This window comes from Janthinobacterium sp. GW822-FHT07H11, from assembly GCF_058798615.1.
This window is the reverse complement of sequence record NZ_CM179507.1, coordinates 3,439,717-3,459,132: the sequence shown is the minus strand read 5'-3', so window position 1 is coordinate 3,459,132 and position 19,416 is coordinate 3,439,717. Positions and strand designations below refer to the sequence as shown.

15 protein-coding genes are annotated in these 19,416 nt (G+C 70.6%); 7 read left to right on the top strand and 8 right to left on the bottom strand.

All coding sequences use genetic code 11. From position 1 onward, the window contains the following. Nucleotide 1: 1 nt before the first annotated feature. From AC3RCJ_RS15230 to AC3RCJ_RS15205, 6 genes are read left to right on the top strand one after another with little or no spacing between them, the layout of a single operon-like run. Nucleotides 2-1,291: a TIGR03087 family PEP-CTERM/XrtA system glycosyltransferase gene (locus AC3RCJ_RS15230; protein WP_492964589.1), complete on the top strand. Its 1,290-nt coding sequence runs from the start codon at nt 2-4 to the stop codon at nt 1,289-1,291. Next, entirely contained in the window at nt 1,288-2,844 is a 1,557-nt protein-coding gene (gene xrtA, locus AC3RCJ_RS15225) for an exosortase A (protein WP_492964588.1), read from the top strand. Before AC3RCJ_RS15230 ends, xrtA begins: the two co-directional genes overlap by 4 nt. Continuing rightward, nucleotides 2,834-4,015, top strand: a complete 1,182-nt coding sequence (locus AC3RCJ_RS15220) for a TIGR03088 family PEP-CTERM/XrtA system glycosyltransferase (protein WP_492964587.1) — start codon at nt 2,834-2,836, stop codon at nt 4,013-4,015. The genes xrtA and AC3RCJ_RS15220 overlap by 11 nt, the downstream gene beginning before the upstream one ends. A 10-nt stretch (nt 4,016-4,025) precedes the next feature. After that, complete coding sequence (locus AC3RCJ_RS15215) at nt 4,026-5,984, top strand: XrtA/PEP-CTERM system amidotransferase (protein ID WP_492964586.1); 1,959 nt, start codon at nt 4,026-4,028, stop codon at nt 5,982-5,984. Nucleotides 5,985-5,987: 3 nt separating this feature from the next. Continuing rightward, entirely contained in the window at nt 5,988-7,214 is a 1,227-nt protein-coding gene (locus tag AC3RCJ_RS15210; RefSeq protein WP_492964585.1) for a TIGR04063 family PEP-CTERM/XrtA system glycosyltransferase, read from the top strand. Next, nucleotides 7,211-9,646, top strand: coding sequence for a glycosyltransferase (locus tag AC3RCJ_RS15205; RefSeq protein WP_492964584.1), 2,436 nt, complete (start codon nt 7,211-7,213; stop codon nt 9,644-9,646). Before AC3RCJ_RS15210 ends, AC3RCJ_RS15205 begins: the two co-directional genes overlap by 4 nt. 65 nt (nt 9,647-9,711) lie before the next feature. Here the strand turns inward: AC3RCJ_RS15205 and AC3RCJ_RS15200 are convergent, their stop codons facing one another. Continuing rightward, the gene (locus AC3RCJ_RS15200) at nt 9,712-10,143 is read right to left on the bottom strand and encodes a MepB family protein (RefSeq protein WP_492964583.1); all 432 of its coding nucleotides are present in this window, start codon (nt 10,141-10,143) and stop codon (nt 9,712-9,714) included. Between the two features lie 16 nt (nt 10,144-10,159). Next, a complete protein-coding gene (locus tag AC3RCJ_RS15195) occupies nt 10,160-10,393 on the bottom strand; it encodes a hypothetical protein (protein ID WP_492964582.1) in 234 nt (77 codons plus the stop codon). Nucleotides 10,394-10,486: 93 nt separating this feature from the next. Between AC3RCJ_RS15195 and AC3RCJ_RS15190 the strand changes: the two genes are divergently transcribed. Then, complete coding sequence (locus AC3RCJ_RS15190; RefSeq protein ID WP_492964581.1) at nt 10,487-10,849, top strand: TfoX/Sxy family protein; 363 nt, start codon at nt 10,487-10,489, stop codon at nt 10,847-10,849. On the opposite strand, the gene AC3RCJ_RS15185 is transcribed toward AC3RCJ_RS15190, so the two are convergent. From AC3RCJ_RS15185 to AC3RCJ_RS15160, 6 genes are all read right to left on the bottom strand, one after another. Further along, on the bottom strand, nt 10,838-11,842 hold the full coding sequence (locus tag AC3RCJ_RS15185) for a 2-hydroxyacid dehydrogenase (protein WP_492964580.1): 1,005 nt from the start codon (nt 11,840-11,842) through the stop codon (nt 10,838-10,840). The two genes, AC3RCJ_RS15190 and AC3RCJ_RS15185, sit on opposite strands and share 12 nt — an antisense overlap. 148 nt (nt 11,843-11,990) lie before the next feature. Next, nucleotides 11,991-13,181: a hypothetical protein gene (locus tag AC3RCJ_RS15180; protein ID WP_492964579.1), complete on the bottom strand. Its 1,191-nt coding sequence runs from the start codon at nt 13,179-13,181 to the stop codon at nt 11,991-11,993. A gap of 2 nt (nt 13,182-13,183) precedes the next feature. After that, nucleotides 13,184-14,737: an MBOAT family O-acyltransferase gene (locus AC3RCJ_RS15175; RefSeq protein ID WP_492964578.1), complete on the bottom strand. Its 1,554-nt coding sequence runs from the start codon at nt 14,735-14,737 to the stop codon at nt 13,184-13,186. Continuing rightward, a complete protein-coding gene (locus AC3RCJ_RS15170) occupies nt 14,727-15,812 on the bottom strand; it encodes a glycosyltransferase family 4 protein (protein WP_492964577.1) in 1,086 nt (361 codons plus the stop codon). Before AC3RCJ_RS15170 ends, AC3RCJ_RS15175 begins: the two co-directional genes overlap by 11 nt. Nucleotides 15,813-15,821: 9 nt before the next feature. Continuing rightward, entirely contained in the window at nt 15,822-17,294 is a 1,473-nt protein-coding gene (locus AC3RCJ_RS15165) for an oligosaccharide flippase family protein (protein ID WP_492964576.1), read from the bottom strand. A gap of 18 nt (nt 17,295-17,312) precedes the next feature. Continuing rightward, nucleotides 17,313-19,397: a glycosyltransferase gene (locus AC3RCJ_RS15160; RefSeq protein WP_492964575.1), complete on the bottom strand. Its 2,085-nt coding sequence runs from the start codon at nt 19,395-19,397 to the stop codon at nt 17,313-17,315. Nucleotides 19,398-19,416 lie beyond the last annotated feature (19 nt).

Genomic DNA, 19,416 nt, shown 5'->3' with positions numbered 1-19,416 from the left:
CATGCGCGAACTGCTCTTCCTCGCGCACCGCTTGCCGTATCCGCCCAACAAGGGCGACAAGATACGTTCCTGGCACATGCTGCAATACCTGAGCCGGCACTTCCGCGTGCACCTCGGCTGCTTCATCGACGACGAGGACGACTGGCAGCACGCCAAGACCGTCGCCGCCCTGTGCGCGAGCACGCGCTTCATCGGCTTGCGGCGCGGCGCCGCCCGCTGGCGCGCCGCGCAGGCGCTGCTGTCGCGCCAGGCCATGAGCGTGCACTACTACCGCGACGCCCGCCTGCTGCAATGGGTGGACGGCGTGCTATCGGGCGGCAAGGCGAGCCATGCGCTGGCCTTTTCCGGGCCGATGGCGCAATACCTCGACGCCGGCGCGGGCCGCCCGCTGCACCGCGTGATCGACTTCGTCGACGTCGATTCCGACAAATGGCGCCAGTACGGCGACAGCAAGCCCTGGCCACTGTCGCAGCTGTACCGGCGCGAAGCCCGGCTGCTGCTGCAGTACGAACGCCATATCGCGCAGCAGTTTGCCGCCGCCAGCTTCGTCTCGCCGGCCGAGGCGGCCCTGTTCCGCCACTGCGCGCCCATGGCGCGCCGCAAGACTGGCCATGTCAGCAACGGCGTCGACGCGGCCTACTTTGCGCCGCGCGATGGCTACCCCCGCGCCTACCCGGCCGGCGCGCAGGTGCTGGTGTTTACGGGCGCCATGGACTACTGGCCGAATATCGATGCGGTGCAATGGTTCGTGCGCCACGTCTGGCCCGGCCTGCGGCGCCAGTTTCCGCAGCTGCTGTTCTACGTCGTCGGCAGCCGGCCGGCGCCGGCCGTCAGGGCGCTGGCCGCCGTACCCGGCGTGACGGTGACGGGCAAGGTGCCCGACATCCGCCCCTACCTGGCCGGCGCCGCGCTGGCCGTGGCGCCCCTGCGCATCGCGCGCGGCGTGCAGAACAAGGTGCTTGAAGCGATGGCGATGGAAAAGATCGTGCTGGCCACGCCGCAGGCGCTGGAAGGCATCGCCGCCCAGCCGGGACTGGAACTGCTGCTGGCGCGCGATGAGGCGGAATTCATCCACCACGCGGCGCGCGTGCTGCGCCAGGGGCCGGGCGCGCACCCTGGCGGCGCCGCCATCGGCGCGGCCGCGCGCCAGCTGGTGCTGCAAGACTATAACTGGGAAACAAACCTGCAGGCGCTGGGAAGCATGCTGGGCCTGCCTGCCGCCGGCGGCGCGGCGCCAGCCCCGGGGCCGGCCGGCCACGCCGCCTTGCCGGCACGGGAACCGTCGACATGAGCCCGGGCGACAACGTGGCCGCGCCGGCCCAGGCGGCCCCCGCCGCCGCGTCCGCCGCCCGCGCCAGCGGCGTGCCGGCCCTGCTGCTGGCCCTGGCCGCCGTGCTGCTGCTGTACCACGCCACGTTCTGGTCGATGCTGGCACTGTGGTCGCGCTCGCAAACCTTCGCGCACGGCTTCCTGATCGTGCCCATCTGCGCCTGGCTGGCCTGGCGCCGGCGCGCGCAGCTGGCGGCGCTGGCGCCACGGCCGTCGTGGCCGGGCGTGCTGCTGCTGGCCGCGCTGGGACTGGCCTGGCTGCTGGCCGACGCCGCCAACGTGCAAGTGGTGGAACAGTACGCGGCCACGGCCATGCTGCCCGCCTGCGTGCTGGCCATCCTGGGCTGGCCCGCCGTGCGCCTGCTGGCGTTTCCGCTCGCCTACCTGTTCCTGGCCGTGCCGTTTGGCGAAGTCTTCCTCGAGCCGCTGATCGACTTCACGGCCGCCTTTACGGTGGGCGCGCTGCAGCTGACGGGGGTGCCCGTGTTCAGGGACGGCAATAATTTCTCTCTTCCCACCGGCAACTGGTCGGTGGTCGAAGCGTGCAGCGGCTTGCGCTACCTGATCGCCGCGCTGGCCCTGGGCGCCCTGTTCGCCCACCTGAACTTCCACAGCACGCGTCGCCGCCTGGCCGTCATGGCCGCCGCCCTGCTGGTGCCCATCCTGGCCAATGGCTTGCGCGCCTACCTGATCGTCATGCTGGGACACCTGAGCAATATGCGCCTGGCCGTGGGCGTCGACCACCTGGTGTATGGCTGGCTGTTCTTCGGCCTGGTGGCGCTGCTGCTGTTCTGGATCGCCACACGCTGGCGCGAACGCCCGCCGCCGCCCGCCGCCGTGCCCTCCCCCGCGACGGCCAGCCCGGCGCGCGCGCGCGCCGCCCTGCGGTACGCGCTGGCCTGCCTGGCCATCGCCGCGCTGTGGCCGGCCTTGGCCGTGCGCAGCCACGCCGGCGCCCCGCCCGCGCCGCCACCGCGCGCGCTGGAGCTGCCCGATCCGCCCGCCTGGCAGCGGCTGCACGGCCTGGCGCCCGCCTGGCAGGCGCCGTTTGCCGGCGCGCCCGCGCAGTTTTCCGCCACCTATGCCCATGCCGGCGCGCGGGTCGGCCTGCAGCTGGCCTGGTATGCGCGCCAGGCGCGCGACGCCGAACTGCTGGCGCACCAGGTGCTGCCGTATGGCGAGCGCTGGATGCCGCTGGCGCACGGCAGCCGGACGGTCGCGCTGGCGCGCCGCATGCTGCCGGTGCGGGAAAGCGTGCTGGCGCGCGGCGGCGAACGGCTGCTGGTATGGCGCTTCTACCGCCAGGGCGGCGTGGAAACGGTGGAACCGGCGCTGGTCAAGCTGCTGCTGGCCGGCGCCACGCTGCTCGGCACGCGCCAGGATGGCGCCGAGATCATCGTCTTTGCCGCCTATGACGAGCTGGCGCCGGCGCCGCATGCCGCGCTGCAGGCATTCCTGCAGGCGGCGCTGCCCGCCATCGAACAGCGCCTGCAGGAGTTGCCGCATGGCCGCTGACACCCGGGCAGCTGCGCCATTGATCGTGCACGTGATCCACCAGCTCGACGTGGGCGGGCTGGAAAACGGCCTCGTCAACCTGATCAACCACCTGCCGCCGGAACGCTACCGGCACGCCATCGTCTGCCTGAAGAACGCCACCGCGTTCCGCCAGCGGCTGACGGCGCCCGGCGTCGAGGTCATCAGCCTGAACAAGCGCGAAGGCAAGGACTGGCGCCACTATGTGCACCTGTACCGCGTGCTGAAACAGCTGCGGCCCGCGCTGGTCCACACGCGCAACCTGGGCTGCATCGAAGCGCAGCTGCTGGCCTGCCTGGCCGGCGTGCCCCTGCGCGTGCATGGCGAGCACGGGCGCGACATCGGCGACCTGCACGGCACCAGCGCCAGATACCGGCTGCTGCGCAGGTGCATGCTGCCCTTCGTGCGGCACTTCATCGCCGTCAGCGCCGACCTGGGGCAATGGCTGGTCGACGTCATCGGCGCCGCGCCCGCGCGCGTCACGCACATCGGCAACGGCGTCGACAGCGTGCATTTCCACCCGCGTCTGGGACCGGCGGCGGCCGTCGGCCCGCCCGGCTTCCTGTGCAACGGCGCCTTCGTCATCGGCAGCGTGGGCCGCATGGCCGCCGTCAAGGACCATGTCTCGCTGGTGCGGGCCTTCCTGCTGCTGCTGGCGCAGCCGGGCGCGCGCGCGCGCCTGCGCCTGATCATCGTCGGCGACGGGCCGTGCCGCCAGGCCTGCCTGGATCTGTTGCAACAGGCCGGCGTGGCCCATCTTGCCTGGCTGCCCGGCGCGCGCGACGACGTGGCGCAGCTGCTGCGCGCCATGGACCTGTTCGTGCTGCCGTCGCTGGCCGAAGGCAGCTCGAACACCATCCTCGAGGCGATGGCCACGGGCTTGCCCATCGTCGCCACCCAGGTGGGCGGCAATGCCGAGCTGGTGCAATCGGGCTGGAGCGGCACCCTGGTACCGCCCGCTTCGCCCGACATGCTGGCCGACGCCATGCTCGACTACTACAGCATGCCGGAACTGGGACCGCGGCACGGCGCGCGCGGACGGCGCCAGGTGCTGGCCGAGCACAGCCTGCCGGCCATGGCCGGCGCCTACCTGGCCGTGTACGACAGGCTGACGGGCACGCGCCAGGCGTCGCCCCTCTCCACCACTCCGTGAAAGGCATCCCATGTGCGGCATCGTCGGCATCTTTGATCTGCAGGGCCAGCGCGACATCGATCCCGCGCTGCTGGCGCGCATGAACCACAGCCTGCGCCACCGGGGGCCGGACGCGGACGGCTTGCACCGCGAACCGGGCCTGGGCCTGGGCCACCGGCGCCTGGCCGTGATCGACCTGGCCGGCGGCCAGCAGCCGCTGTTCAATGCCGACCGCAGCATCGCCATCGTCTTCAACGGCGAAATCTACAATTACCGCAGCCTGATGGCCGAGCTGCGCCAGTTCGGCCATCCGTTCCGCACCAGCAGCGACACGGAAGTCATCGTGCACGCGTGGGAACAGTGGGGCGAACGGTGCGTGCAGCGCCTGCGCGGCATGTTCGCGTTCGCGCTGTGGGACCGCCGGCGCCACCTGCTGTTCCTGGCGCGCGACCGCCTGGGCGTGAAACCGCTGTATTACGGCCAGGCGCAGGACGGCACCGTGGCGTTCGGCTCCGAGCTCAAGGCCCTGCTTGCGCATCCGGCCATGCCGCGCGAGATCGACGCGCAGGCCGTGGAAGAGTATTTCGCGTACGGCTACGTGCCCGAACCGCGCAGCATCTTCCGCCACGCGCGCAAGCTGCCGCCGGGCCATACGCTGTCCATCCGCGCGGGCCAGCCGCTGCCCGAGCCGCAGCCCTACTGGGACATCCCGTTCACGCCGCATTGCCCCGCCAGCGAGGCGCAGGCGGCCGACGAACTGCTGGCGCGCCTGCGCGAGGCCGTGCGCATCCGCATGGTGGCCGAAGTGCCGCTGGGCGCCTTCCTGTCGGGCGGCGTCGATTCGAGCGCCGTGGTGGCCCTGATGGCCGGGGCCAGCGCCGCGCCCGTCAACACCTGCTCGATTTCCTTCGGCGACCCGGCCTACAACGAGGCGCGCTACGCCGACCTGGTGGCGCGCCGCTACGGCACCTGCCACCACGCGCTGCAGGTGGAGCAGGACGATTTCGAGCTGATCGACCTGCTGGCGCGGCTGTACGACGAGCCGTTCGCCGACAGTTCCGCCATGCCCACCTACCGTGTCTGCCAGCTGGCGCGCCAACGGGTCACGGTGGCCCTGTCCGGCGACGGCGGTGATGAAAGCCTGGCCGGCTACCGGCGCTACCGTCTGCACGCGCGCGAGGAAAAGGTGCGCGCGCTGATGGCGCCCGGCCTGCGCCAGTCGCTGTTCGGCACCCTGGGACGGCTGTATCCGAAGGCCGACTGGGCGCCGCGCTTCCTGCGCGCCAAGACCACGTTCGAGGGCCTGGCGCGCGACACCACCGACGCGTACTTCCACGGCGTCAGCATCCTGGGCGACACCATGCGCGCGCGCCTGTTCAGTCCCGAACTGCGGCGCAGCCTGCAAGGCTACCGGGCCGTGGAGGTGCTGCGCCGCCATGCGCTGGCCAGTCCCGCGCAAGACCCGCTATCGCAGGTGCAGTACCTCGACCTGAAGACCTACCTGCCCGGCGACATCCTGACCAAGGTGGACCGCGCCAGCATGGCGCATGCGCTGGAAGTGCGCTCGCCGCTGCTCGACCACGAACTGGTGGCGTGGATGTCCGGCCTGCCGCCGCGGCTGAAGCTGCGCCGCGGCGAAGGCAAGTACCTGCTGAAAAAGGCCCTGCGCCCGCTGCTGCCCGACGAACTGCTGTACCGCCGCAAGATGGGCTTTTCCGTGCCGCTGGCCGCCTGGCTGCGCGGCCCGCTGCGCCAGCGCCTGCAGCAGCGCCTGCTCGGTGCCACGCTGGCCCAGTGCGGCCTGTTCGACATGGACTACGTGCGCCAGCTGATCGAGCAGCATGGCGCGGGGCGGCGCGACTACAGCGCGCCCCTGTGGACCCTGCTCATGTTCGAAGCCTTCCTGCGCCAGGTGCTGCCGCTGGACGCGGGGACGGCGGCATCTTTCCCGGCCCCGGCCGTGCCGGCGAGCGCCAGCGTCACGGGGTGAGCCATGCGCATCCTGCATATCCTCGACCACTCCCTGCCGCTGCACAGCGGCTACACCTTCCGCACCGTCGCCATCCTGGCGCAGCAGCGGGCGCTGGGCTGGCACACGGCGCAGCTGACCAGTGCCAAGCAGGGCGCGACGGACGCCGCGCAGCAGCTGGTCGACGGCTGGCACTTCTACCGCACGGCGCCTGGCCGCCAGTGGTGGGCGCGCCTGCCCGTGCTGCGCCAGTATGCCGTCATCGTGGGCCTGGCCCTGCGCCTGCGCCAGCTGGCGCAGCAGCTCAGGCCGGACATCCTGCACGCGCATTCGCCGGCGCTGAACGCCATCGCCGCCCTCGGCGTGGGACGCGCGCTGGGCATTCCCGTCGTGTACGAAGTGCGCGCCTTCTGGGAAGACGCGGCCGCCGACCACGGCAGCAGCCGCCCCGGCGGACTGCGCTACCGCCTGACGCGGGCGCTGGAAAGCCATGCGCTGCGGCGCGCCGACGCCGTCACCACCATCTGCGACGGCCTGCGCCGCGAACTGTGCGCGCGCGGCGTGCCGGCGCACCGGATCACCGTCATCCCGAACGCCGTCGACGTGGCCGCGTTCAGCGCCGCCGCGCCCGGCGACCCGTGGCTCGCGCACAAGCTGGGCCTGCATGGCCATCTGGTGATCGGCTTCATCGGCTCGTTCTATGCGTACGAGGGCCTGGAGCTGCTGCTGCGGGCCATGCCGCGCATGCTGGCGGCGCAGCCGGCGCTGCGGCTGCTGCTGGCCGGCGGCGGCCCGCAAGAGGCGGCGCTGGTGGCGCTGGCGCACGAACTGGGCATCGCCGGCCAGGTGGTGTTCGCCGGCCGCGTGCCGCACGCCCAGGTGGCCAGCTACTACCAGCTGGTCGACCTGTGCATCTATCCGCGCCTGGCCATGCGCCTGACGGAACTGGTCACGCCCCTGAAGCCGCTCGAGGCCATGGCGCAGGGGCGGCTGGTGGTGGCCTCCGACGTGGGCGGCCACCGCGAACTGGTGCAGCACGGCAGGACCGGGCTGCTGTTTCGCGCCGGCGACGCGCAATCGCTGGCGCAGACGGTGCTGGCCCTGCTGCAGGTGCCCGACAGCTGGGCGCCGCTGCGCCGCGAGGCGCGCGCCTTCGTCGAACGGGAGCGCAGCTGGGCCGCCAGCGTGGCACGCTACGCGCCCGTGTATGCGCGCCTGGCGCCGCAAGCGGCCACGCGGGACAGGCCATGAAGCTGGCCGGCCTGCGCATCGCGCTGGTGGGGCCGCTGCCGCCGCCGGCCGGCGGCATGGCCAATCAGACGCTTCAGCTGGCGGCGCTGCTGCGCGCCGACGGCGCCAGGGTGGAACTGATGGCCGTCAACGGCCCCGTGCTGCCGCCCTGGCTGGCGCGCATCCGCTACCTGCGCGCGGCGCTGCGCCTGCCGGTCCACCTGTGGCGCCTGTGGCGCGCCGCCAATACGGTGGACCTGTTCCACATCATGGCCAATTCCGGCTGGTCCTGGCACCTGCAGGCCACGCCCGCGCTGTGGATCGCCAGCCTGAAAGGCAAGCCTGCCCTGCTCAATTACCGGGGCGGCGAGGCGGCCGCCTTCCTGGCGCGCTGGCCGCGCCTGGTGTCGTTCAGCCTGCGCCGCGCCAGCGCCATCGTCGTGCCATCGGCCTTCCTGGCCGACGTCTTCGAGCGGCACGGCCACACGGCCCACATCGTGCCCAACGTGGTCGACCTGCGCCGCTTCGTGCCGCGCGCGCCGCACGCGCCATCGGCCGACGGCCCGCGCATCCTGGTGGCGCGCCACCTCGAGGCGCTGTACGACAATGCCAGCGCGATCCGCGCGTTCGCCATCGTGCGCGACTGCCATCCGGCCGCGCGCCTGGTGCTGGCGGGCGCCGGCCCGCAGCGCGCGGCGCTCGACAAGCTGGCCCGCTCGCTCGGTGTGCGCGACGCCCTGCACTTCGCCGGCCACGTCGACAATGCGCACATGCCGGCCCTGTACCAGGCCAGCGACATCGTGCTCAATCCCAGCCTGGCCGACAACATGCCCGTTTCCGTGCTCGAGGCGCTGGCCTGCGGCGTGCCCGTCGTCAGCACGAACGTGGGCGGCATTCCCGCGCTGCTGCGCCACGACGCCACGGCGCTGCTGGTGCCGCCCGGCGACGCGCCGGCCATGGCGCAGGCGATCCTGGCCCTGCTGCGCGATCCAGACCGCGCGCGCGCGCTCGCTGACGCCGGCCGCGCGCATGCGGCCCGCTTCGACTGGGCCACGGTGGCGCCGCAGCTGACGGCGCACTACCGCCGCATCCGCGCCGCGCCGCGTCCCGGTCCCTACACGCGCTTCGTCGCGCACTGGCTGTTTCCGCTGCACGAAAGGCTCAAGGGCCACCACAGCGCGCGCCTGCTGCGCCGGCTCGAACGCTCGCAGTGGTGGAGCGCGCAGCAGCTGGAACAGTGGCAGCTGGCGCGCCTGCGCGCGCTGCTGCGCCACGCGGCCGATCACGTGCCCTACTACCGCGAGCTGTTCCGGCGCAGCCGCTTCGACCCGCGCCAGCTGGCCAGCCTGGCCGACCTGTCCGCCCTGCCGCTGCTGCGCAAGGCCGATATCGCCAGCGCGCGCGACGCCTTCAAGTCCTCGCGCGCCGTGGGCCTGCGGCCGTTCGCCACGGGCGGCTCCAGCGGCCAGCCGCTGCAGTTCTTCCTCGGCCGGCGCCGGGTCAGCCACGACATCGCCGCCAAGTGGCGCGCCACGCGCTGGTGGGGCGTCGATATCGGCGACCGCGAAGCCGTGCTGTGGGGCTCGCCCATCGAGCTGCACGCGCAGGACCGCCTGCGCCGCGTGCGCGACGCGCTGCTGCGCACCACCCTGCTGCCCGCGTTTGCCATGTCGCCGGCGCGCCTGGACGGCTACGTCGAGCAGCTGCGCCGCCGGCGCCCGCGCATGCTGTTCGGCTACCCGTCGGCCCTGTGCCGCCTCGCCAGCCACGCGCGCGCGCGCGACCTGCCACTCGACGGCCTGGGCGTGAAAGTTGCCTTCGTCACGGCCGAACGCCTGTATGACGAACAGCGCGCGCAGATCGCCGCCGCCTTCGGCTGCCCCGTGGCCAACGGCTACGGCGGGCGCGACGCCGGCTTCATCGCCCACGAATGCCCGGACGGCGGCATGCACGTCACGGCCGAGGACATCATCGTCGAAATCGTCGATGGCCAGGGCCGGCCGCTGCCCTTTGGTGCCACGGGCGAAATCGTCGTCACCCACCTGGCCACGCAGGACTACCCGTTCATCCGCTACGCCACGGGCGACGTGGGCGCGCTGGGCACGCAGCCGTGCGCCTGCGGCCGTGGCCTGCCGCTGCTGCAGAAAATCGAGGGCCGCAGCACCGATTTCCTCACGGCCCAAGACGGCACCGTCATGCACGGCCTGGCCCTGGTCTACATCGTGCGCGAACTGCCGCAGGTGCGCGGTTTTAAAATCATCCAGGAAAGCCTGGACCTGACGCGCGTGCTCCTCGTCTGCCAGCCGCGCCTGGACGACGCCACGCGCAGCGCCATCGTCAGCGGCTTCCAGGCCAGGCTGGGCGCGCAAGTGCAGGTCATCATCGAGGAAGTCGACGAGATCGCCGCGGAGGCGTCGGGCAAGTACCGTTATGTGGTGAGCAAGGTGGCTTGACGCAATGCCCGTGAAGGGCGCATGTCCTATCGCAGAGACCCTGGCAGATAACTTTCGCAGCCGATTCAGCCGTGCAACAGGCGCACGATTCCCGGCAAATCTTCCTGCGCCACAAACCACCCGCCCTGCCAGCGCTGCGTGCGCCGCGCCTGGATGGACGCCGGCGCGCACCAGGGCGGGTAGACGCGCAGCGCGCGCTTGCCGCCGGCGCCGGCGCGCGACATCACGCCGCGCTCGAGCAGCACGCTGCGCGGGAAGATGAAAAAGCCGTGCCGCGCGCCGTCGTCCACGGCGATGACGACGGCATCGACGGGGTCCGCCTCGTCCAGCGGCGCGATCTCGGCGCCGGGATGGGGGCGCTTCCAGACGGTGACGAACTGGCCGGTTTTGGCCGGCGTGGTTTTCGCCACGCGCAGGACCAGGCGCCTGCCGTGCAGGTCGGCGCGGCAGGCGCCGTAGTCGGCGCTTTCCGCTTCCGGCACGGGCGCCTGCGGCAAGCCCAGGGACTGGCCTTCATTGCGCGCTGAACTCGGCTGCGGCCTTGGCGGCCCACAGCGCCTCGGCGTGGCTGGCGAACGGGCTGTCGTAGCCGTCGACATTGCCGTCTTCGTCGACAAAATACAGCCACCAGCCGTCGTCCTGCTCGCGGATGGCCGTGTGGCCCGGCGCACAATGGGTTTCGATGGCGTCGCCGGCGGCCAGGGTGACGATGCGGATGCCGCGGTGAAGAATAGGCTGGGGTGTCATGGCAGCTCATGCAAAATAAATAATGGCGACAGTGTAGCCGCGCCGCCCTGTCCTGGCCAGTGCGCTACACTATTCCTTCCTACGGAGAATACTATGGCATCACAACAAGGCACGGTGGATTTCCTGCTCGACCAGATGGCGGGCGCGGGCGCTGTCAGCGCGAAGAAAATGTTTGGCGAATATGGCCTGTATTGCGACGGCAAGATGTTCGCCATCGTGGCCGACGACATGCTCTTCGTCAAGCCGACGGACGCGGGCCGCGCCTGGATCAGCACGCGGGGCACGCCGCAGGAAGCGCCGCCCTATCCGCAGGCCAAGCCGTATTTCCTCGTCGACGGCGGGCTGTGGGACGAGCGCGAGTGGCTGGGCCAGCTGGCGCGGCGCACGGCCGATGCCTTGCCGCTGCCGAAACCGAAGCCGCCGCCCAAGCCCAGGAAGCAGGCCTCAGCCAGTTAAGACGCTGTTGTCGCACGCCTTGCCCTGCAAGAAACATTGCAGGTTGTGATAGGTGATGGCGGCGATTTCGCGCAGCGCCTCGATGGTGAAAAAGCCCTGGTGGCCCGTCACCAGCACGTTGGGGAAGGTCATCAGGCGCTGGAAGATGTCGTCGTCAATGATGTCGGACGAGCGGTCCTGGAAGAACAGGTTGCTTTCCTGCTCGTACACGTCGATGGCGAGCGAACCGAGCTGGCGCGACTTGAGCGCCTCGATGACGGCGCCCGTGTCGATCAGGCCGCCGCGCGAGGTATTCACCAGCATGGCGCCCTTCTTCATCAGCGGCAAGGTGGCGTCGCTGATCATGTGGCGCGTGCCCGCCATCAGCGGGCAATGCAGCGAGACGATGTCGGATTCGGCCAGCAGCCGCGGCAATTCCACCATCGTGCCCAGCTGCGCGAACGCGGGGGCCGGATACGGGTCGTGGCCCAGCACCGTGCAGCCGAAACCCTTGAAGATGCGCGCCGTGGCCAGGCCGATCTTGCCCGTGCCGACGATGCCCACCGTCTTGCCGTGCAAGGTGGCACCGAGCAGGCCGTCCAGCGAGAAATTGCCTTCACGCACGCGGGCATAGGCGCGGTGCGTGTGGCGGTTCAGGGTCTGCACCAGGGCCAGCGTGTATTCGGCCACGGCTTCCGGCGAATACGCGGGCACGCGGGCGACGAAGAAGCCCAGGCGCCGGGCCGCTTCCAGGTCCAGGTTGTTATAGCCGGCGCAGCGCAGCAGGATGGCGCGCACGCCGTAGCCGTGCAGGGCTTGCAGCACTTGCGCGTCGAGCACGTCGTTGACGAACACGCAGACGGCTTGCGCGCCTTGCGCCAGCACCACGGTTTCCTCGCTCAGCAAGGCGCTGTGGTAGACCAGTTCGATGCCGGCCGCGCCGGGCTGGGACGGCAAGGCCTCGTCGAAGAAGCGGCGGTCATAGGGCTGGCTGGCAAAGAAGGCGATTTTCATGGGGTGTCCTGGAAAGTGGGCCGGCATGGACAAAGCCCGGGCAAGACCGGCTGCGCCGCCGTGTTGCCCGGGCAAATGATGCCGGATAGCAAAACAGCATGATAGCGCAAGCGCCCGCCTTTCCTGCGTACGGCTGGCGCCGCCAACCTTATTTTGGCTCGCGCGGCATGGCCAGCGCGTGCTGCACGAAGGCCGTTTCCTGCGGATGGGCGACGTGGTAGCGCTCGCGCGCCGCATCCATGGCGGCCTGGTGCGCGGCGATGCTGGCGCTGTCCAGTTCCACGCCGAAGTCGGCCGGCGGCTGCGGCGCGCCGCCAAACAGGCGGGCCAGGATGTAGCGGCCCACATTGTCGCGGTAATGCGACGCTTCCCAGTAATAGCGCATTTCGCGCGCGCCGCTGGCCTGGGGAATCGGTTCGCTGGTGATGCTGTTAAAGCCGGAAAAATCATACAGCCGCACGTCGCAGCCCTGGCCCCGCTGGCGCTCGGCCAGTCGCGCCAGGTCGCGCTGCCAGCGCTGCATGGCGGACCACTTGCCCTGCCAGTACAGCGCATCGAGGGTCAGCGCATGCGTGGGGTTGATGTACAGGCGCAGCCGCGTGCCGCCCCGGCACAGCCTGGCGATGCTGGCGTCGAAGGCCTGCAGCGCGGGCGCCGTCGGGCCCTTGCCGTCGCCAAACTCCTGCAGGCGCGGCAGCATGGCGCGCGCCGTGCCGCCCCAGCCGTGGATGCGGTCGCTGATGCAGGACTTGTCGCGCTGGCCGTTCAGCGCCAGGCTCGACAGGCAAACGCCGCCATAGCTGCCGTTCAGGATGCGCCACGTGTCGTGCGTCATGTCCACCGTCAGGCCGCGCTTCAGGTTGAGCAAGGCGCGCCGCGCGAAAAACGCCGGGCCGGCGTCCGTCAAGCCCGGCTCCAGGCCGGCCGAGCCCAGCTCCATGGAAAACGAGGGCGCATCGATGCCCCACACCAGCGTGTCGATATGGCTGACCCGGGCCGCATGCTCGGCCAGGCGGATGGCGTCGCCGATCGAGGCGCCCGAGACGGCGCTGTTGAAGACGGTCTTGCCCGCGAACACGGACTGCACGCTAGTCGGCAAGCCCATTTCCGTGCGTGAATTGCCGATATACACGATGGCGGGCCGGTAGCGCGCCACCGCGTAGGTCTTGCCCCACACGCTGAGCTTTTCGTGCGTGGGGCGCAGGCGCTGCAGCAGCGGCGTGTCCCACTGGTGCAGCAGATACGGGTCGACGCGGTAGTTGATCGCGGAAACGAGGGCCAGCGCGACGCTGACGCAGGCGCAGAAGACGGCGACGTAATGGCGGGCGGCGGCATGCATGATCAGAATTGGAAGTAAAGAAATTCGGTGACGCGGTTCATGCCGAAGATGCAGGCGATGAACAGCGCGGCAAAGCCCAGGCTCCAGCGGCGCGTGGGCCGCCAGCTGAACGCCAGGCGCCCGGCGGGCTGAAATATTCTTTCAAGCGCAGGCTCATGGCGAAAGAATATTTCTTGCGTATTCGGCGCCCGGAAGGCCAGCAGCATGGCGCCCAGCAGGATGGGCAGGCCGGGACCGGCCAGCTCGATCCAGCGGATGCCGTCGAACGCCGGCTGCAGGCCCCAGGGCGCCAGGCGGGAGGCCAGGCCGGCCAGGCCGCGCGGCAGGCTGACGCCGTTCGCGCCGAACAGCGCGCCGAGGATATCCCAGGCCGTGGCCACATCGGGCGCGCGGAAGAAGATCCAGGCCAGCATGACGGCGAAGAAGGTCAGGACGGCGGGCCAGCGGCGCGAGGTGGCCGCGCCGAACACGCGCCGCCACGCCTGCTGCAGCACCAGGTACAGGCCGTGCAGGCCGCCCCAGATGACGAAGGTCCAGCCGGCGCCGTGCCACAGGCCGCCCAGCAGCATGGTCAGCATCAGGTTACGGTAGCGCATGGCGGGGCCGCGCCGGCTGCCGCCGAGCGCGATGTACAGGTAGTCGCGCAGGAAGCGCGACAGCGTCATGTGCCAGCGGCGCCAGAACTCGGCGATGTTGTCCGCCTTGTACGGCGAATTGAAATTGAGCGGCAGCTTCACGCCAAACAGGCGCGACAGGCCGATGGCCATGTCGGAATAGCCGGAAAAATCGAAGTACAGCTGGAAGGTATAGGCGAGCACGCCGATCCACGCCTCGATCAGCGTCGGCTCGGCGCCCGCCGCGAAGACGGGAATGGCCAGCGGCGACAGGTTGTCGGCGATCAGCACCTTCTTTGCCAGCCCGACGACAAAGATCGACAGGCCGATGGCGAAATGGGACGCCTGCGGGCGCGCATTCGCGCTGTCGGCGAACTGCGGCATCATCTCGCGGTGGTGCAGCACGGGGCCGGCGATCAGGTGCGGAAAATAGCTGACGAACAGCACGTAATGGATGAAGCGGTATTCGCGCACCTCGCCCCGGTAGCAATCGACGAGGAAGGCGATCTGCGTGAACGTGAAGAACGAGATACCGATCGGCAAGATGATATCGAGGCTGGCCCAGTGCACGCTGGCGGCGCCAGCGGTGGCGGCGACGGCATTGACGCTGTCGATGAAGAAATCGGCATACTTGTACCAGGCCAGCAGGGCCAGGTTCAGCGCCAGCGCGGCGGCCAGCACCCGCCGCCGCGCGCGGCCCGTGCTGGCGCCGATCAGCCGCCCCGCGCCGTAATTGCCGGTGATCGAGGCCAGCAGCAGCGGCAGGTAGCGCACGTCCCACCACGCATAGAAGAACAGCGAGGCGGCCGCCAGCCAGGCGGTGGGCGCCAGCTGGCGCCACGGGGACGCAAGGCCCGGGCCGGCCAGCCGTCCCAGCAGGAAATAGCCGGCCAACACGACGGGCAGGTAGGCAAACAGGAAACCGAAGGAGTTAAACAGCATGGCGCCTCCTGGCCAGCGGAAGCGCGGCGCCCGCCTGCACCTGCTCGTAGCAGCCGGCGATCTGCGCGGCCACCCTGTCCCACGTGAACTGGCGCACCAGCGCGCGCACGCTGGCCCGTTCGGGACGCTGGGCCACATACTGCGCGATGGCCAGCCGCTGCGCCGCGCCATCGTCCCAGCGCACCTTGCGCAGCGCAAACGCGGAATCGGGCAGTTCCAGCGCGCTTTGCGCCGTCATGACGACGGGCGTGCCGGCCGCCAGCGCTTCGAGCACGGACAGCGGAAACACTTCGCCCTGGCTGGGCAGGGCCACCACGGCCGCCGCATGGTAGGCGCTGGCCAGCAGTGGGTCCGCATGGTCGAGCGCGCCGAGCCAGCTGACATGGGGCAGGCCCAGCAGTTGCTGCAGGTACAGCGGATCGTGGCGCGGCGCCGCGCCGATCAGCACGACGGGCCAGCCGCTGCCGGCCAGCGCCTGCGCCAGCCCCAGCTGGTTTTTATAGGCGGAGATGCTGCCCACCATCAGCACGAACGGCCCGGCAAGGCCCGTCTCGCGCAGGAACAGGTCGCCATTCGCCGTGAAAAAATGCGGATTGATGCCGTTCGGGAAGACGCGGATGGCCTCGGCCGGCATGCCGAAGCCTTCGACGATGGCATCGCGTTCCGCCTCGCCCAGCGCGATGACGGCATTCGCCAGCTGCAGCGCCCGCTTGGTCTGCGCATAGCTGGTCTGCACCATCCAGTCCGTCAAGCGCCCGGCCAGCCGGTCGGCCAGCCGCGCGCGCCACGCGCTGGAGCGGTTCCAGCCCGGCGACAGCAGCGGCGACAGCACTACCGGCACGCCCAGCTCGCGGGCCGCCTCGACGATGCGGTAATTGCCGTTAATCGCGGAAAACACGTGGATCAGGTCGAAATCGGCCAGCCGCTCATGGTTGGCGTCGACCAGCTGCACGCTGAGCCGCCGGGCCGGGCGCGGCGCCAGCCGGTTCAGGGCGGCGAGGGTTTCGCGCACCTGTATCTGCAAGCCCCCGTCGCGCTGGAACAGCATGGGGTAGGAAAGTATGCCGACGCGCATGGTGCTCCTTCAGTGCGATGATCGGGCCGCCATCAGGCTGGCGGCGAGCTTGCGTTGCAATAACAAGAACTCGGCGGCGATCTCGTGCTTCAGCAAAAAAATCCCGCCGACCCAGCAAGCCAGCATGGCCAGCGCCGTGCCCGCCAGCGCCAGCAGCGGCATGCGCTCCGGGCCCAGCAGCAGCATGCACAGCGGCGGCGGACTGGTGCACGCGCACAGGGCCAGGCTCTTGCGCAGGGCGTGCAGCAGGATGCGCCAGTCCAGGCCGCTCAAGCGGCGCAGGCAGCGATAGATCAGCCAGCTGCGCAGCAAGGTGGCCAGCACCGCCGCCCAGGCCACGGCCAGCAGGCCGAACGGTGCCGCCAGCAGCAGCAGCGCCACCTTCAGCGCGCCGGCCCACGCATCGAGCCCCACTTGCGCACGCATCCGTCCCGTCGCCACGAACAGGTAGCGGGCCATGCTGAACATGCTATACACGGCGGCCGACACGCACATGATGCGTATCAAGGGCACGCAGCCCAGCCATTGCTGCCCGTAGAGCAATTTGACCAAGGGCAAGGACATGCAGGCCAGGTACAGGAAAAACGGCCAGGACAGCGCCGTCATATAGCTGACCGTGCGCAGGTAGACGGGCCCCGCCCCGCCCTGCCCGTCGTGCGCGCCCTCGCGTTCGCGCGCCGCGAACAGGGGAAACACCACGGGGGAAATCGCGCTCGTGATGGCCTGGTTGAAAATGGCGAGCACGCTTTGCGCCTTGCCGAACAGGGCCAGGCTCTCGAGATCGATCATCCTGGCGATGACCAGGTCGGGCGCCGCCACGCTGGCCTCGTCGACCAGCCCGCCTCCCGTGGAACAGGCGCCGAAGGCCAGGATGCGCCGCATGCCCCGGCAGGCCGGCAGCCACGGCAGTTCCCGCGGCCGCAGCGGCAGGCTGGCCAGCAGCGAAGCGAGCGAACCGGCCAGCGCGGCCCACACCATGCTCATATAGCTGTGGCCGAGCAGCGCCAGGCCCACGCCCACCAGCAGCGACGCCATGCTGTTGGCCGCATTGATCGCATAGATGGCGCGAAAGCGCAGCTGCCGGCGCAGCATGGGCAGGGTCAGCGCACTGAACGGTATCAGCACGAAGTTGAGCGCCAGCAGGCGCAGCACCAGCGTCAGCCGTGGTTCGCCGTAGAATCGCGCCAGCGGCGCGCTGGCCAGCAGCACCAGGGCCGCCAGCAGCCAGGCGACGAGCAGGCTGGTGGCCAGCGCGGCGCGCAGCTTCACGGCATCGAGCTGCTTTTCCTGGATCAGGTATTGCCCCACGCCAAAGTCGCGCACCACCTGGGCCAGCGCCACCAGCACCGCGCCCAGCGAATACACGCCCACCTCGGCCGGGGTGAGCAGTCGCGACAGTATCATGGTGGCGATAATGCCCAGCAGCAGCACCGTATATTTTTCCGCGAAGGAAAAGAAAAACGAGCGGCGGGTGGCGTTCATGCGGGACGGTGCGTGATGCTACACGAGGCCGGCATAGAATTGCCGCAGCTGCCGCTCCAGCCGCGGCATCGAATAGCGCTGTTCCGCTTCCAGGCGCGCCTGGCGTCCCATGCGCGCGCGCCGCGGCGCGTCGCGCAGCAGCGCGGCCACGGCGCGGCAGGCGGCCGCCTCGTCGTCGAGCGGCAGCAGCAGGCCGCCGGCGCTGCCGTGCAGGATATCGCTGGTGCCCGGCACGTCGGTGCCCACGGCCGGCACGCCGCAGGCCATGGCCTCGATGGTGGCGATGCCGAAGCCCTCGTTCTTGCTCAGCAGCAGATGCAGGTCGAACGCCGGCATCAGCAGCTCGATGCGCGGCTGGAAGCCCGTAAATACCACGCGCGAGGCCAGCCCGGCCGCCAGCGCCTGCGCGCGCAGCATGGCTTCGAGCGGACCGGCGCCGGCCAGCACCAGATAGAGCCGGGGAAATTGCCTGGCCAGCAGGGCGAACATGGCCAGCAGCGCCTGCGGCCGCTTTTGCGCCGACAGGCGCGCCACCGAGCCGATCACCAGCGCGTCCGCCGGCAAGCCCAGTTGCTGGCGGGCCAGGCGGCGGCGCTCGGGCGAGACGGTAAACACCTCGGTGTCGACGCCGTTCGGTATCACGGCCAGCCGCGTCTGCGGCGCCAGCATGTCCTGGTACAGGGCCAGGAAATGCCGCAGGGCCGAGGGCGACACGGCATACACGCCCTTCACGCCGGCAAATGCCTGCCGCAGCAGCGGCCGCTGCCAGTCGCTGAACGGCTCGCGCGGAAACGCGTTATGCACGCTGACGACGGCAGGCAGGCGGCAGCGCCGCGCCAGCCACAGGATGGAGGCGCCATAGGTGCTCCAGCAAAACGCCACGTGCACCAGGTCGGGCTTCAGGCGGCGCAGGCGCCAGGCCCCCGTGACGCGGGCGCGCAGCAGGTTCCAGCGGCGCCACGGCCAATGCTCGAGGAACAGCGGCGGCTCGTACACGCGCACCCGCAGCCGCTGCGCGCGCAAGCCTTGCACCCAGGCGCCAAAGCCGGCGAAGCGCCGCAGCGCCAGCACGCTGTCATAGCCGGCCCCGTCGAGCATGCGCGCTTCCTGCGCCATGCGCAGCTCCATGCCGCCCAGTTCGCCGGAATAGCTGGTGATGACGATGCGCGGCAGCCGTTTGCGGCGCCCGCGCCACGCCTCGTGGAAATAGCCGCGCAAATAGGCCAGTTCCCAGCGCCGCAGGAAGCGGTCTTCCGCATCGCCCCGCAGCCAGGCCCAAAGGCTGGCCGCACTGTCGCGCAGGTAGCGCCCCAGCATCCAGCGCGGCACGCCGAGCAGTTCGCTGGCCGGCGCCACCGGCTGCTGGCGGCAGCTGCCCCGGCCGAACAGCCAGGCCCGGCGCAGGACCCAGGCTGTCTCCACCTGCCGTTCGCGGATGATGTGCGCAACCCTGGCGCGCGGACAGAACCACGCCAGGTGGCCGGCCTGCGCCAGGCGCAGGTTCAGCTGCACTTCGCCGCCCATGGCATAGCTGGCGCCGTTCGGCCCCATGCTTTCGTCGAAACGCCAGCCCTGCAGGAACAGGCGGCGGCGCACGGCCATGTTGGCGCCCCAGACCAGGCCGGGAAAGACGGGGCCGTCCGGCAGGCCGGCGGCCGTCACGCCCCAGCTCAGTCCGGCCGGCGCATGGCGCAGCAGCCAGGCCGGCGGCGCGCGGCGCCAGGCCGGCGCGATGGCGCCGCCGAACAGCGCATGGCCGCCCTGCCGGCGCGCGCAGGCAGCGAGCTGGCGCAGCCAGTCGGGCGCGGGGACGGCGTCGTCGTCGGTGAAGACAAACAGGTCCTGTCCATCGCCCGCCGCGCGCAAGGCCAGCGCCAGCGCCGCGTTGAGCGCCGCGTTCTTGCCGCGCCGGGGCGCATGGATGGCGCTCAGCGGCAGGCGCCCGCGAAAGGCGGCGAGGATGGCGGCCGTGCCGTCCGTGCTGCCATTGTCGGCGATGATCAGGCGCCAGCCGCCCGCGGGCGCCTGCAGCGCCGCATAGGCGCGCAAGACTTCGGGCAGGGTACCGGCGCCATTGTAGGTCGCCATGAGAACGGTCAACAAGGGCGCGTCTCCTTCGTCT

What these genes read in the sequence shown, in the direction of transcription:
- AC3RCJ_RS15195 (WP_492964582.1), bottom strand. Translation starts at nt 10,393, where the DNA reads ATGACACCCCAGCCTATTCTTCACCGCGGCATCCGCATCGTCACCCTG.
- AC3RCJ_RS15165 (WP_492964576.1), bottom strand. Translation starts at nt 17,294, where the DNA reads ATGAACGCCACCCGCCGCTCGTTTTTCTTTTCCTTCGCGGAAAAATAT.
- AC3RCJ_RS15215 (WP_492964586.1), top strand. Translation starts at nt 4,026, where the DNA reads ATGTGCGGCATCGTCGGCATCTTTGATCTGCAGGGCCAGCGCGACATC.
- AC3RCJ_RS15175 (WP_492964578.1), bottom strand. Translation starts at nt 14,737, where the DNA reads ATGCTGTTTAACTCCTTCGGTTTCCTGTTTGCCTACCTGCCCGTCGTG.
- AC3RCJ_RS15205 (WP_492964584.1), top strand. Translation starts at nt 7,211, where the DNA reads ATGAAGCTGGCCGGCCTGCGCATCGCGCTGGTGGGGCCGCTGCCGCCG.
- AC3RCJ_RS15170 (WP_492964577.1), bottom strand. Translation starts at nt 15,812, where the DNA reads ATGCGCGTCGGCATACTTTCCTACCCCATGCTGTTCCAGCGCGACGGG.
- AC3RCJ_RS15180 (WP_492964579.1), bottom strand. Translation starts at nt 13,181, where the DNA reads ATGCATGCCGCCGCCCGCCATTACGTCGCCGTCTTCTGCGCCTGCGTC.
- AC3RCJ_RS15185 (WP_492964580.1), bottom strand. Translation starts at nt 11,842, where the DNA reads ATGAAAATCGCCTTCTTTGCCAGCCAGCCCTATGACCGCCGCTTCTTC.
- AC3RCJ_RS15230 (WP_492964589.1), top strand. Translation starts at nt 2, where the DNA reads ATGCGCGAACTGCTCTTCCTCGCGCACCGCTTGCCGTATCCGCCCAAC.
- AC3RCJ_RS15190 (WP_492964581.1), top strand. Translation starts at nt 10,487, where the DNA reads ATGGCATCACAACAAGGCACGGTGGATTTCCTGCTCGACCAGATGGCG.
- xrtA (WP_492964588.1), top strand. Translation starts at nt 1,288, where the DNA reads ATGAGCCCGGGCGACAACGTGGCCGCGCCGGCCCAGGCGGCCCCCGCC.
- AC3RCJ_RS15220 (WP_492964587.1), top strand. Translation starts at nt 2,834, where the DNA reads ATGGCCGCTGACACCCGGGCAGCTGCGCCATTGATCGTGCACGTGATC.
- AC3RCJ_RS15210 (WP_492964585.1), top strand. Translation starts at nt 5,988, where the DNA reads ATGCGCATCCTGCATATCCTCGACCACTCCCTGCCGCTGCACAGCGGC.